We start from the raw sequence: 12,598 nt of genomic DNA, 5'->3' as shown, positions 1-12,598 counted from the left end.
AGGAGGATTTTTTATTATTTCGCTGCAAGCTCGTCTTCGGTCACCCATTTGTGGTTTTTCACTTTTTCACCGCTTGTTGTCGATGTATAGTCAACCATGTATACGGTTGTTTTTTCTGCTGAGTCGATCTCGGCTGTTGCTCCCTTCATGCCTTTCATATGTGAAGCCTCTAAAATCACCTGATCTCCGGGATTTAACGTTTTATCTCCGGCATCTTTGATCTCTTCTTGGATCACCCATTTGTGATGATCCACGCGCTGTCCTCCATTTGTCGGAGTGTAAGAGACAACATACGCCGTTGTGTCATAGGCTCCTGTCACTGTAGCTTCGGCACCTTTCATGCCTTTCATATGAGATGCATTGATGACCACTTGGCTGCCTACTTTATATTTCGGATGTTTAGATTCCTGTAATCCCTCTGGTACATCAGCTGATCCGGAATGCTCCATTTCTTCATGTGATGATGAATCTGAATGATTTTCATGAGTGTTTTCTTTCGTGCTATTGTTATTGCCGCAAGCTGATAAAACAAAAATAAGAGATAACATCAGAATTCCCAGTGCTTTTTTAGAGACTTTCATGTTCATTCTCCTTTGCTTCATTTTTTTCTGTGATTTTTGCCCGCAGACCATGAAACCGCATATCCGCAAGCAAACATGCTCTCTCGATAATACTATACCCCCGAACGGTATGTAAATACGCTGATATTCTCATAAAACGTTCCCGCAGTTTGTCCTATTCCCTTTGATTTGCTTAGTCAAACTTGAAAAAAGCCGCTGTTACACGGCAATTAGTGATGCAACACTTTTATATACACACCTTTTTTTGCTTTTTGATAAGCGGCCTCTCCCATTTTTCTGACGTTTTCAGATACAGCAGAGGCTTTGACCCATTCGTCATGATGAAAAATGGATGGATCGATGAGCCGCATTTTCTTCTTTTGATGGAAATCGTACTGGAAGTTGTCTTCTTTTACTTGGATACGGGGATGAATATGTTTAAGCAAGCTCAGTACTTCTTCATTTTTTGATGCGTGCAGGATGTTCAGCACCTCTTGATCCGTTTTCAGCAGATCCCCTGGGGATATGACTTTATGCCGCAGCGCGGCCTTCAACGTTCGCGCTAAATATTCATATCCATATACATTCACGGGATTCAAAAAGAAATCTATCACTTCCTTGTAATACACCGCGACAAACCATTCGGCGGCTTCAATACTTTCCGGAAACATCCTTCCATTTCTCACAATAAGATGATCCAAAAAAGTTTGTGCTTCGTGCAAACTAATGTGCCCATATCGGTACATATCCCGCAGCGTATAGTCTGTCCGATCGGCACAGAGCTCCGGTGCGGGCTGTTCCAGCAATGTCCATCTCGTATCGTCTGATAAAAGTTCTTCGGCATCATAACCGTGTTTTCTGAGAATACCCGGGATCTCAGAGTGAACAATGACTTGTTGAAAGATGTTTTCATGGTAGTCTTCCGCCTCATTTTCAAAGACAACATCAATTACATGGGAAAAAGCCGTGTGTGACACATCGTGGAGCAGGCCTGCAATCTGCTCTTCTACGGTTCCTCCGAGCTTTTTAATAAGGAGCATCACGCCGATGGAGTGCTCATACCGGGTCACATTCCACTTTTGATTGACTAAAAAGCTTGCTCCGCCTTGGTAGATTCCTTTTAATCTTTGCACCGGCGCGCTCTTGATAAGCTCTTCCAGCAACCCGTCTACATGGTGCTGCCCATAAATGACATCGTTGATTTTCATGCCGTCACCTCAATATCTATTTTCTTATTGTTATTTATTGTATATATTGATATTACATATTTTCTAGTAAGGGGGGTTAAGATGAAGATCGTCTCAAGCAGTGAGTTGTCGAAACATTTGATGACCGATTTTTTTGCCAAGCATTGGGGTTCACCCGAGATGGTGATTTCCAGCGGCATTTTTCGATGTGATGAATTAGATGGCTATGCCGCTGTAGATGGGAGTGGCGAAATCATCGGTTATATTACTTACGTGATACATGGAAAAGATTGTGAAATCATTTCATTAGATAGTATCATTGAAAAGAAAGGAGTCGGCACAGCTTTACTGCATCAGGTTGAAGAGACGGCTAAACATGCACATTGTCATCAAATAAAGCTTATCACAACGAATGATAATGTACATGCGATGGCGTTTTATCAAAAGAGAGGCTATCAATTCGCCGCATTGTTTCCGAACGCAGTTGAAAAAGCGAGGCGCCTCAAGCCAGAGATTCCCGAGAAAGCTGATAATGGCATTTTGATTCGGGATGAAATTCTTTTTTCAAAAGTAATTGATTAAACAAATAGGAGTTTTTTATGTCCAGTTCTTTTAAATACCCTCTCATTTTCACAGCAACTTTATTATTGGCTTTCTGCTTGATCTTCTTTTCCTATCAGCTGATTCATCATGTGCGATTGGAGTATCCAAATTGGCAGGGAGAAAGCAAAGATCAGAATTGGGAAGCTGTTTTTACAAAAAATGAAGATGCTCTGAATGAATACAGCGGCAATCTATATTGGATCGGTGATACGGCTGAAGCAGACATCACTTATGTGGAATCACTGATTGTAAAAAAAGATGATGAGGTTTTGCTGAGTTCTGATACAGAAATCCCCATGCGTGATTATTCCGGCGGCACTTCTCGTGATGGGAGCGCAAAAGAAAAGTCCGTTTCTTTTTTAGAGCGGTTGGATGAACATGAGCTTAAAGGCCATGATATTACGATTGAGGTAAAATGGAAGCAAGGTGATCATTATGCTGCAAGTCATTTTACCCTTAATGAAAAGACCTTGTTTGATTAAAAGCAGGGATTCTCCCATAGAGATCCCTGCATGCCGCTTACAAATTGTCCGGTAAATGGTATAGATACTTCTTTAAGGCGTCTGTAAGACACTTTAGACTTGTATAGATCAGCGGCTTACCTTGTTCACCCATTCTCCCGTTGACTGAAATGCCAGTCTCTCTTTCTCAATTGTAAATGGTGTATTGCCCCCTCCTAATTCCCGCACGATTTTCGCTTTGTCTATTTCTGTTCGAGATGAATGAAAAGTTCAGCTGCCTTCTCTTTTATCACTGGATGAGATTAGCCCCCTCGCTTTTCTGCAATTATTCGTCATCCTCTTATTCTTGTAAATCCAATCTTTAAAATCGATTAATACTAGCTTAACACTTTAAAAATATAATGGGTTTGTCATTGAGATTCATCTATTTTTAGGAGGTTATCCAGTTGAAAAAATTCCCGAAGAAATTACTGCCTATCGCGGTTCTATCATCTATTGCGTTCAGCAGCTTAGCCAGCGGCAGTGTGCCTGAAGCCAGCGCCCAGGAAAAGAAAAAGGGGAATCAAAACGAAATTAAAAATGTTATCGTTCTGATTGGTGATGGTATGGGTGTGTCCTATACGTCTGCACATCGCTATTTAAAAGATAATAAAAAGACAAAGTTTGTAGAGCCTACCGCCTTTGATCAATACCTTGTCGGCCAGCAAACGACTTACCCTGAAGATCCAGAACAAAATGTAACAGATTCTGCATCTGCAGCAACGGCTATGTCAGCCGGGATCAAAACATATAACAATGCAATTGCCGTGGATAACGATGGTTCAGAAGCCAAAACGGTACTTGAAGCAGCGAAAGAGAAAGGAAAATCAACAGGGCTTGTGGCCACTTCAGAAATTACACACGCCACTCCGGCCTCTTTCGGTTCACACGATCACAGCCGAAAAAATATGAACTCGATTGCCGATGATTATTATGATGAAATGGTCAACGGCAAGCACAAAATTGATGTGCTGCTTGGCGGAGGAAAAAGCAATTTTGACCGGAAAGACCGCAATTTGATTAAAGAATTCAAAAAAGCGGGATACAGCTATGTGGATAACCGCAAGGACATGCTGAACAATAAAGACAGCCAAGTTCTCGGCCTATTCGCTGACGGCGGCCTGCCTAAAAAGATTGACCGTACGAAGGATATCCCTTCATTAAAAGATATGACAAACACAGCGATTAAAAAATTAAACAAGGATAAAGACGGGTTCTTTCTCATGGTGGAAGGCAGCCAGATTGACTGGGCGGGCCATGACAATGATATCGTCGGCGCCATGAGTGAAATGGAAGACTTCGAACAAGCTTATAAGGCGGCTATTGATTTCGCCAAAAAGGACAAGCATACATTGGTTGTCGCAACGGCTGACCACTCAACCGGCGGATACTCCATCGGTGCGGACGGCATCTACAACTGGTTCAGTGAACCAATTAAAGCCGCAAAGCGCACACCTGACTTTATGGCAGAAAAAATCGCTGACGGCGCGGATGTTGAAAAAACATTAAAAACGTATATTGACCAAAAGAAATTGGCTTTAACTGAATCAGAAATTCAATCTGTTGAAAAAGCCGCAAAATCGAAAGAAGTGCTTGAAATCGATAATGCGATCGAGGAGATTTTCAATAAACGCTCTCACACTGGATGGACGACAGGCGGACATACTGGTGAAGATGTTCCCGTCTATGCGTACGGACCGTCTAGTGAGACATTTGCCGGCCAAATCGATAACACAGAAATCGCCAAAAATGTCTTTAAGGCTTTACAATACAACATTAAGATTAACGATAAGTAAAAGAATACAAGGTGTCCCGTTGCTTGTATGAAGTAACGGGATCTCTTTTTAATGGAGGAATCATCATGAAAAGAATTCTTTCAATTTTTGTTTTTGCCATCGTGCTTGCGGGCTGCTCATCGAACGCCAATACAGAAAAACAAAGTGCGACCGGCGAGCAAGCGGTAAAAGCCACACCGCAAAGCACATCATCTCTAAAAGACAGTATTGATGAGTATCAGCCTAATTCCCAAGTAACCGATGACCGGTCATTGCTGAAGGTTGGCCAAACGTTTTCTGATGACAAGGGAAAAGCTGTTTTAAAGGATATCAAGCAAGTGAATCAAACCTATAAGATTGGCGATGTGGAGTTAACAGTAAAAGAAATGAAGCTGATCCATCTGCGTCCGGATTACAGCATGATTGATTATTTTCATGTGTTAACACATGATGAAGAGTTTGATTTCGTTAAGGTCTTCGTTGACATCAAGAACACCTCTTCAAAGAAAGTAAACGTTGCGCCGATTGCCTTGATGAAAACAAATACAGGGGAAACCTTTGATTGGAACAAAGACATTTATCTTGAAGAGTTAAATGGTGAGTTGGAAGGAGGAGCCGAAAAATCCGGAAATCTTGGCTTTATTGTGAATGCATCAAGCGGCCATGCACACGATGAAGATGCTGATGATAAGAAGAAAAAAACAGAGATCAAGTGGATCGAAATCACAACAAGTGACGTCTTTGACCACAACCATAAGAAAATCAGTGATGCTCAAAAGATCAAAATCAAGTTTTAAAATGAAGAACTCCCGTACCAGGTACGGGAGTTCTTTTGCTTACTTGGTTTTTTGTTGAATCAATTCGTCAATCCGCTCCATCACTTCATCCATGTTCATAGACTCTTGGAAGCTTTGATTGATTTTTTTAATGCCTTCCGTATATTGATCATGATGTAAAACCGCCTCTACGCCCTGTTTTAATTTTTGTACATCGAACTTCATCTTTCGAAATGACATAGCCTGCATGGAGTTCAGAAAGGCGCTGCGCCACCATCGGCTGATCCTTGTCATGAGGCATTACAACCAGAGGCACATTGAAATGAATGCCTTCATTTACGCTGTTCATTCCGCCATGTGTAATGAAAACATCAGCATGCTCCAGCACTTCCAGCTGAGGGACATATGGGGCGATGATAAAGTTTTCCGGCGCCCGCTTTAATTTGGCCAGGTCCGCTTTTTCTCCGGCTGCGATGACAACTTTTCCGTTAAAGCCAGAAAATGCATCAATACAAAGGTTGAAAAATTCCTCCGTATTGTCGAGAACAGTCCCCATTGAAATGTAAATGACCTTTTCATCTTTTAACTGTTCAATCGGGAAATCTGATTTTTCCGCTCTCTTTGGAAAGCTGGGACCGATAAACAGACATTCATCCCCGAAACGATCGCTTTCAGGCTGAAAATAACGGCTCGTATACACTACATTCAATTCCCCTTTATTGTTCATGAATTGAACCAGGTTTTTCGGGGCAACACCGTACATTTCTTTCATTTTTGCCAAAAGGTCTTCGCATTCTTGATCCAATTCAAGCGGCGCTCCAGACTCAGGGTGCAGGGGCAGGATTTTCAGATGCTCTTCGCCAAACAGGAAGGACGCTGATGAAGCGACCCCTGGAATATCTAAGTAATCCCTCACCAATTCCCCCGCGCCGAATTTATCATAATACACAAAATCAAATTGAATGCTCTTAGATAAGTCTTTGACTATATGTAAAATGTCCAGTGAGGTTTTGATATGGATCTTCAGGAAATCAAGAATGCCATTGGGCGAAGCGATATGGATAGGTGTTGTCCGCAGCAGATCCCGGTGAAGATGGACAGTCGCTCCCGCCGCTTCTAATCGTTTTTTATATTTTTCAGTGGAAATATAATGGACGTCATATCCCTTATCGGAAAACGCTTTTGTAATGCCTAAGGTAGGATTCACATGACCTTCCGCAGGAAAATTCAAAATCAATATTGACTTCATCTAGACAACTCCCTCTCACATCGTATTCTGAATCTTTGTTTGATCAGACTACTACTAATCGTAAAATGGGAACGTAACCCATGCAAGGGACTAATGAATGAACAATTCTGCTGCTTTGGACTAAAATCTAAAAAAAGACACCCAGCTTTGGTGTCTCTTTTTATACCTTTCTGATCGTAAAAAATTTCCGCAGAAGCCATGGGCCTGGCGTAAAACCCAAGGTTAACTGCCAAGCGCCTATGGCCTGCAATCCGTACTCGCGGACGATCAGCATCTTCTGGCTCATGCTCCTGACATCTTCGAACCATACCTCATGTGTCCGTCCCTGCTGATCTCTGTATCGGAAAAAAGGTGATTGATATTCGGCTGAATATTGTATCGGGGCTTGGTACCGCATCGCTGTTTCGATTGCGTTTTGATTTGAAATGGCTGAAGCAACTGTGCCTGGCTGGTACGGGATGATCCAGTCGTACCCGTAGAGCGGGACTCCGATGATCATTTTTCTGCTTGGCACCTGCGCAATCGCAAACTCAATGGTTCTCCTGATCTCAGTAATTGGCGCTACAGGACCCGGCTCACTTCCGGCATGATGCCAATCATAAGCCATGATAAACATATAATTGACAACTGCTCCTATCCCTCCATAATCGTAGCCTCTCAGCCATGGGATATTATCGCTTGTTTTTGCCGGAACAGCGATCGTCAGTACATACCCTCCCGCCTGAAGACGATCTCTCAGCTGACGTAAAAACCCAGTAAAAAGATCACGATCCGCGGCGCTCACCTGTTCAAAATCGATTGTCACACCTCCATATCCCCTTGTGGAGACTAAGTAATAAATATTGTTGACCAGATTGGTTCTTGCTGTCGGATTGTTCAGGACTTGGTGAACAAGTTCCGTACTGAAGCCTTCTGATGTAAGGTTTGTTATGGTGGCAAGCGGCGTCACTCGTCTTTGCCATGTTGTCTCAATAGCCGCCGCATCATTCAATTGGTTTGCAATGTCGCCGTTAGGTGCAATATGGTATTCGAAAATCGAAATCGAAGACGAGTATGGCGCATAATCGTTGATTAATTCCCGGTCGAGGTCAGGGTTTCGGAGCACGTAAAAACTTAACGTACCCGCAATGTAATTTGAGATAGAAGGAATCGTTATTTTTGCTCCCGCTTGTAAAGCATTTGGGTTGATGCCCGGGTTTGCGGCCTGCAATCGCTCTAGGGGAACAAACGCTTTTGCCGCAATGGCGGTCAGCGTGTCTCCCGGCTGAACTGTATATACATAAAGAGGGATTAGCAGAGCCTGCCCCGGCACTATATTCGTTTCGTCTAACCCATTCACACCCCGGATTTGATCAACAGAAGCACCGTAACTTCTGCCTATGGAAAACAAAGAATCACCAGGCCGGACGATATGAATAAACATGTTTAACCCCCATTATTCGTTAATAAATCCATCATAAAATGTTATTAACGGGAGCCCTTTTATATGTTTGTGAAAACAAAAAAACCAAGGAGCAGCTCCCCTTGGTACTGTATCACGCAAATCAATTCTCTTTTCCTTCTTCAAGCACTCTTTTCAAATGCTCACAGTCATGATTGAAATGAGCCATCACATACTGTTTGGCTGCTTCTTTGTTTTTCTTTTTCACTTCTTCAAATATTTTGCGGTGCTCACTCAGTATCGTTTCTGCACGGTGGTCGCCAGTATAATTAAGGATTCTGCAAAAGTGAATCAGATCATTTACATGCTCAAGCAAATTTTTCAAATGCCGGTTATGGCTAAAATCGACAAGCAGCTCATGAAATTTTTGGTTTAAACTGATAATTCTCGTATCTTCCGTTCCGTTGTGAATGGCTTTTTCTGTTTCTTCAAGCTGTTTTTCAAGTATGGCAAGCTCTTCCTCATTCGCTTCGTCTATGACTAACTCGACTGCCAGCTGCTCCAGCGGAATTCTGATTTTATAAATCTCATCTACATCTTTTGCCGTTAACGACGTGATCGAAAATCCATTTCGGTCATCTGCTTTTAACAACCCGTCTTTCTCAAGCAGCCGCATGGCTTCTCTTATCGGAGAGCGGCTGACGCCAAAGCTTTTCGCCAGCTGTGTTTCGTTTATCCGTTCCCCCGGCTTAAAAGTCCCGTTGAAGATCATTTTTTTCAGCTGGTTATAAAATTGCAGGTAGTAAGGAGTCGGTTTGTCTAATTTAAAATCGTCCATATATAATACCTCTTTTGAATATATTCAGGGGCTTTTCTTCATCAAAATCATATAACAGATGGTAATGGGAAGCAACAAACTGCCTTGTCAGATTTCAGAATATGAGGTACGATATGTTTGCTGAACGACGGTCGACGGACTACTGGCAACTATTTTACACCGCCAATAGGACACCATACCTCCGCCAGAATAGCGCACTTATTTTATTAGATCTTTTCAATGGAGGAAAAAATATGCTCATCATTTTTGTTATGTTTCTTCTCGGAATTATTTTAGGCTTTATTGGTGCCGGGGGAGCAGGCTTTGTCATTGCCCTTTTAACTCTTCTATTTCATGTTCCGATTCATACGGCTTTAGGTACTTCCCTCGCCGGGATGGCTTTCACCAGCTTATCAGGGGCGTACAGCCACTATCGTGAAGGGAACATTCAAATGAAAATCGGCTTAACAGTCGGATGCTTTGCTGCGGTCGGCTCATTTTTCGGCGCAAAGCTGACATCTTTCATTCCGGCTGATTTGCTTCATTACTTGACGGCTGGGATGTTATTTTTATCAGCGATTCTCATTTTAATCAGATTGTTTCTTTTAAAAGAGAAGGCACAAGTGAATCAAAGCACTCTTTCAACGTATACGAGAGCGGTCATCTTAGGAATTGTAGCAGGCGTTCTTTCCGGCACATTCGGCATCGGGTCGGCACCTTTTATTCAAATCGGTTTAATGATTATGCTGAACCTGTCCATCCGCCATTCTGTGGGAACGACGATGCTTGTGATCATCCCTCTCGCTGTAGGAGGAGGCATCGGATATATCACAGAAGGATTTGTCGATTATATATTGCTGGTCAAAGTTCTGGTCGGCACAATGTGCGGTGCCTATGCAGGCGCGAAATTCACCAACCTCATGCCAAAGGTGGTCTTAAAATCGGCCATCTTCTTGACTCCTGCGATTGCGGGCCTGCTGTTGTTATTCTAAATAAAACAAAAAACCTGACGTCATGTCAGGTTTTTTATGAGTTTTGCTCCGCTCGTTCTTTCGTTAATCCAAAAAACGCCAGTGAGCCGATGACTGCTGTCACAAACATGATCGCTCCCATCGGAATGGCTGTCGTCTCGTTAATGCCTACAAGCGGCGACACGATCGAACCGAGGAGCAGCGGAAGCATGCCGAGCAGCGCACTTGCACTTCCGGCACGGTGCCCCTGCTTCTCCATGGCCAACGTAAACGTGCTGGTCAAAACCATGCCGATCGTAATCATGTAAATGAAAATGGATATGACTAATGTGGCAAGAGGGCCGTGAATTAAGGTCATGGTCAACAGCACAGCAGTCGCAATCATAGCCGTAATGACTGCGATGCGAAGCAGGCTTTTTTCATGAATGATTCCGCCAAAGCGCCCAATAATAAAACTTCCCGATATAATTGCCAGGCCGTTAATGCCGAAAAGAATACTAAACACCTGCGGAGACACCCCGTAGATATCCTGGTATACAAATGGTGTACCGGATACATAAGCAAAGCTTCCACCATGAATAAATCCGACAGTTAACGCGTACCCCATAAAGGACCGATCCTTCAGCAGGCTGCCCATCGTTTTTACAGACGTTCCAATTGAGCTTGGAATCCGCTTTTCCGGCGGCAGCGTTTCTTTTAAACGAAAAGCAATCAAAAGAACAAGTAAAAATCCAATGATCATTAATACGTGAAAAATCGTATGCCACGTTGCAAATGGCAAAAGCAAAATGGCACCGCCTGTCATAGGTGCAACCATTGGCGCAACCGCGGTAATGACCATTAACAGCGAGAAAAATTTAGAAAGCTCTCTGCCGGTAAACACATCGCGGACGATGGCGCGAGACAGCACAAGCCCCGCGGAAGCGGTAAACCCCTGTAAAAAACGCGCAGCCACTAGTGTTGTAATATTGGGCGACAGCGCACAAAACAGAGAAGATAATGCAAATAAAAAAATACAGATTAATAGCGGTTTCCGTCTTCCCTGCGCGTCACTGACCGGCCCGACAATCAGCTGGCCGATCGTAAGCCCGACCAGACAGGCTGTTAAACTTAACTGTACAAGTGAAGCACTTGCTGATAAGTCACTCGCGATTTCAGGAAAACTCGGCAAATACATATCTATATTAAGCGGGCCCAATATAGCAAGCATACCGAGCAGAAACGCCAATGCCAAGCGTTCTTTTCCAGTTGGATTGTGCAGCATGTTATCAAACCTTCCCTTCAACCTAGTCCCTTATGTAAAATCGATATCAACTCCAACGATGGATTGAAGCTGTAAAACATTTGTATATTGTATCATAACTTTCAGCCTGTGAAAGCAGCTTGAGCACGGGCTCCAGCAAAGTGACATTTCGAACTACTATAAAGGGGATAATGCGGGGAATCATCACGTGACCAGCCGCTACATGATCTGAAGAAACGCCCAGCTTTTTTCTGCTGATGTATGATCCCGAGCCGCAAGGATGAAAACAACCTCCCAGCTAAATACGTTGGGAGGTTTTTCAAATGTGCAAATGACTTGCAAGTTGGAATCAATCGTTGTATATTAATTGACGTGTCAATCATTGATATATCAATTAATAGTTTTGACAAGAAGGAAGGGATGGGTTTTGGCGTCATTTTGTTCAGAGGAAGCCGAGATTTTATATCAGCTGCAAGGCGTGAACAAGGTGATTGGCGTGAAGTTCGAGGCATGCACGGGCATCAGCCAATCTCGTTTGGAATTGCTGACATTGCTTTATCATGCAGATGAGATCAGTCAAAGCGACCTTCAAAAGAAAGTAAATATTGATAGCGCCGCCGTCACTAGACACTTAAAACAACTGGAAGCCAAAGGCATGGTCTCAAGACGGCGCAAGCCTGAAGACAACCGCATCACCCTTGTTCGGTTAACAGACCAAGGTAGAGAGCGCATCGAGTCTTCAAAGAAAGAAAAGGAGCGTTTCATGAAGGAAATGCTCGCAAATGTAAATGCAGACGAGCGCCGCCTGCTCATTGATGTGCTGGCGCGCATGCGGAACAACATAGACAATATCAAAGCATAAGAGGAGTGTATCAACATGATCAAAACAAACGATTTTATGGAGATTATGAAAGGCCGCCGTTCTATTCGCAACTATGATCCGACAGTGAAAATCACCAAGGAAGAAATGTCAGAAATCTTAGAAGAAGCAACAACTGCTCCATCTTCTGTCAACGCACAGCCATGGCGTTTTCTTGTCATTGACAGCCCTGAAGGAAAAGAAAAACTCGCACCGCTTGCAAGCTTTAACCAAACTCAAGTCACAACATCATCTGCCGTCATCGCTGTATTTGCAGATATGAACAATGCAGACTACTTAGAAGAAATCTATTCAAAAGCCGTGGAACTCGGTTACATGCCGCAGGAAGTCAAAGACAGACAAATCGCCGCGCTAACCGCTCATTTTGAAAAGCTGCCGGCACAGGTAAACCGCGAAACGATCCTGATTGACGGAGGTCTTGTTTCAATGCAGCTGATGCTGACTGCACGTGCGCACGGTTATGATACAAATCCGATCGGCGGATACGATAAAGAAAACATCGCGGAGACGTTCGGATTAGATAAAGAACGTTATGTACCGGTCATGCTTCTTTCTATCGGAAAAGCAGCAGACGAAGGCTATGCTTCCTACCGTCTGCCGATTGATACAATTGCAGAATGGAAATAAAACAAAGAGCCCAGATCTATTTTCTGGGC

12 protein-coding genes and 1 pseudogene are annotated in these 12,598 nt (G+C 43.3%); 7 read left to right on the top strand and 6 right to left on the bottom strand.

The window, feature by feature from the left end; translation table 11 throughout:
• Positions 1-14 precede the first annotated feature (14 nt).
• Both M0696_RS03240 and M0696_RS03235 read right to left on the bottom strand, forming a co-directional pair.
• A complete protein-coding gene (locus M0696_RS03240; protein WP_166854122.1) occupies positions 15-632 on the bottom strand; it encodes a YdhK family protein in 618 nt (205 codons plus the stop codon).
• A gap of 158 nt (positions 633-790) precedes the next feature.
• Positions 791-1,768 (bottom strand): HD domain-containing protein, encoded by a 978-nt coding sequence (locus M0696_RS03235; protein ID WP_248602485.1) that lies wholly within the window; start codon positions 1,766-1,768, stop codon positions 791-793.
• Positions 1,769-1,849: 81 nt separating this feature from the next.
• Between M0696_RS03235 and M0696_RS03230 the strand changes: the two genes are divergently transcribed.
• The 4 genes from M0696_RS03230 to M0696_RS03215 all read left to right on the top strand — a co-directional run bounded on the left by M0696_RS03230 (position 1,850) and on the right by M0696_RS03215 (position 5,422).
• Positions 1,850-2,329 carry a GNAT family N-acetyltransferase gene (locus M0696_RS03230; RefSeq protein WP_248602484.1) on the top strand — a complete coding sequence of 160 codons (480 nt, stop codon included), beginning with the start codon at positions 1,850-1,852 and terminating at the stop codon, positions 2,327-2,329.
• A gap of 17 nt (positions 2,330-2,346) precedes the next feature.
• Positions 2,347-2,832 (top strand): DUF4944 domain-containing protein, encoded by a 486-nt coding sequence (locus M0696_RS03225; protein ID WP_248602483.1) that lies wholly within the window; start codon positions 2,347-2,349, stop codon positions 2,830-2,832.
• Positions 2,833-3,257: 425 nt separating this feature from the next.
• Positions 3,258-4,646, top strand: coding sequence for an alkaline phosphatase family protein (locus M0696_RS03220; RefSeq protein ID WP_166854126.1), 1,389 nt, complete (start codon positions 3,258-3,260; stop codon positions 4,644-4,646).
• 65 nt (positions 4,647-4,711) lie between these two features.
• On the top strand, positions 4,712-5,422 hold the full coding sequence (locus M0696_RS03215; RefSeq protein WP_166854127.1) for a membrane lipoprotein lipid attachment site-containing protein: 711 nt from the start codon (positions 4,712-4,714) through the stop codon (positions 5,420-5,422).
• 39 nt (positions 5,423-5,461) lie between these two features.
• Here the strand turns inward: M0696_RS03215 and M0696_RS03210 are convergent.
• The 3 genes and pseudogenes from M0696_RS03210 to M0696_RS03200 form a co-directional block, all read right to left on the bottom strand.
• Positions 5,462-6,650, bottom strand: a pseudogene (locus tag M0696_RS03210) (macrolide family glycosyltransferase).
• A 160-nt stretch (positions 6,651-6,810) separates the two neighbouring features.
• Entirely contained in the window at positions 6,811-8,073 is a 1,263-nt protein-coding gene (locus M0696_RS03205; RefSeq protein ID WP_166854129.1) for a glycoside hydrolase family 18 protein, read from the bottom strand.
• Between the two features lie 121 nt (positions 8,074-8,194).
• Positions 8,195-8,869 carry a GntR family transcriptional regulator gene (locus M0696_RS03200; RefSeq protein ID WP_166854130.1) on the bottom strand — a complete coding sequence of 225 codons (675 nt, stop codon included), beginning with the start codon at positions 8,867-8,869 and terminating at the stop codon, positions 8,195-8,197.
• A gap of 233 nt (positions 8,870-9,102) precedes the next feature.
• Between M0696_RS03200 and M0696_RS03195 the strand changes: the two genes are divergently transcribed.
• Entirely contained in the window at positions 9,103-9,840 is a 738-nt protein-coding gene (locus M0696_RS03195; RefSeq protein WP_222143637.1) for a sulfite exporter TauE/SafE family protein, read from the top strand.
• 34 nt (positions 9,841-9,874) lie between these two features.
• Here M0696_RS03195 and M0696_RS03190 read toward each other — a convergent pair whose 3' ends face one another.
• A complete protein-coding gene (locus tag M0696_RS03190) occupies positions 9,875-11,083 on the bottom strand; it encodes an MFS transporter (protein WP_222143636.1) in 1,209 nt (402 codons plus the stop codon).
• A gap of 346 nt (positions 11,084-11,429) precedes the next feature.
• Here M0696_RS03190 and M0696_RS03185 point away from each other — a divergent pair, with 346 nt between their 5' ends.
• Positions 11,430-11,924, top strand: a complete 495-nt coding sequence (locus tag M0696_RS03185; protein ID WP_222143635.1) for a MarR family transcriptional regulator — start codon at positions 11,430-11,432, stop codon at positions 11,922-11,924.
• Positions 11,925-11,939: 15 nt separating this feature from the next.
• On the top strand, positions 11,940-12,569 hold the full coding sequence (locus M0696_RS03180) for a nitroreductase family protein (protein WP_222143634.1): 630 nt from the start codon (positions 11,940-11,942) through the stop codon (positions 12,567-12,569).
• Positions 12,570-12,598 lie beyond the last annotated feature (29 nt).

Source organism: Bacillus rugosus (assembly GCF_023238245.1).
Lineage (GTDB): Bacteria > Bacillota > Bacilli > Bacillales > Bacillaceae > Bacillus > Bacillus rugosus.
The sequence above is the reverse complement of the archived record's forward strand: the minus strand, read 5'-3'. Positions and strand labels throughout refer to the sequence as shown.

Bases quoted from the DNA above. Each gene is read 5' to 3' on its own strand.
- M0696_RS03225 (WP_248602483.1), top strand. From the start codon at position 2,347: ATGTCCAGTTCTTTTAAATACCCTCTCATTTTCACAGCAACTTTATTA.
- M0696_RS03190 (WP_222143636.1), bottom strand. From the start codon at position 11,083: ATGCTGCACAATCCAACTGGAAAAGAACGCTTGGCATTGGCGTTTCTG.
- M0696_RS03230 (WP_248602484.1), top strand. From the start codon at position 1,850: ATGAAGATCGTCTCAAGCAGTGAGTTGTCGAAACATTTGATGACCGAT.
- M0696_RS03240 (WP_166854122.1), bottom strand. From the start codon at position 632: ATGGTCTGCGGGCAAAAATCACAGAAAAAAATGAAGCAAAGGAGAATG.
- M0696_RS03180 (WP_222143634.1), top strand. From the start codon at position 11,940: ATGATCAAAACAAACGATTTTATGGAGATTATGAAAGGCCGCCGTTCT.
- M0696_RS03195 (WP_222143637.1), top strand. From the start codon at position 9,103: ATGCTCATCATTTTTGTTATGTTTCTTCTCGGAATTATTTTAGGCTTT.
- M0696_RS03200 (WP_166854130.1), bottom strand. From the start codon at position 8,869: ATGGACGATTTTAAATTAGACAAACCGACTCCTTACTACCTGCAATTT.
- M0696_RS03235 (WP_248602485.1), bottom strand. From the start codon at position 1,768: ATGAAAATCAACGATGTCATTTATGGGCAGCACCATGTAGACGGGTTG.
- M0696_RS03205 (WP_166854129.1), bottom strand. From the start codon at position 8,073: ATGTTTATTCATATCGTCCGGCCTGGTGATTCTTTGTTTTCCATAGGC.
- M0696_RS03215 (WP_166854127.1), top strand. From the start codon at position 4,712: ATGAAAAGAATTCTTTCAATTTTTGTTTTTGCCATCGTGCTTGCGGGC.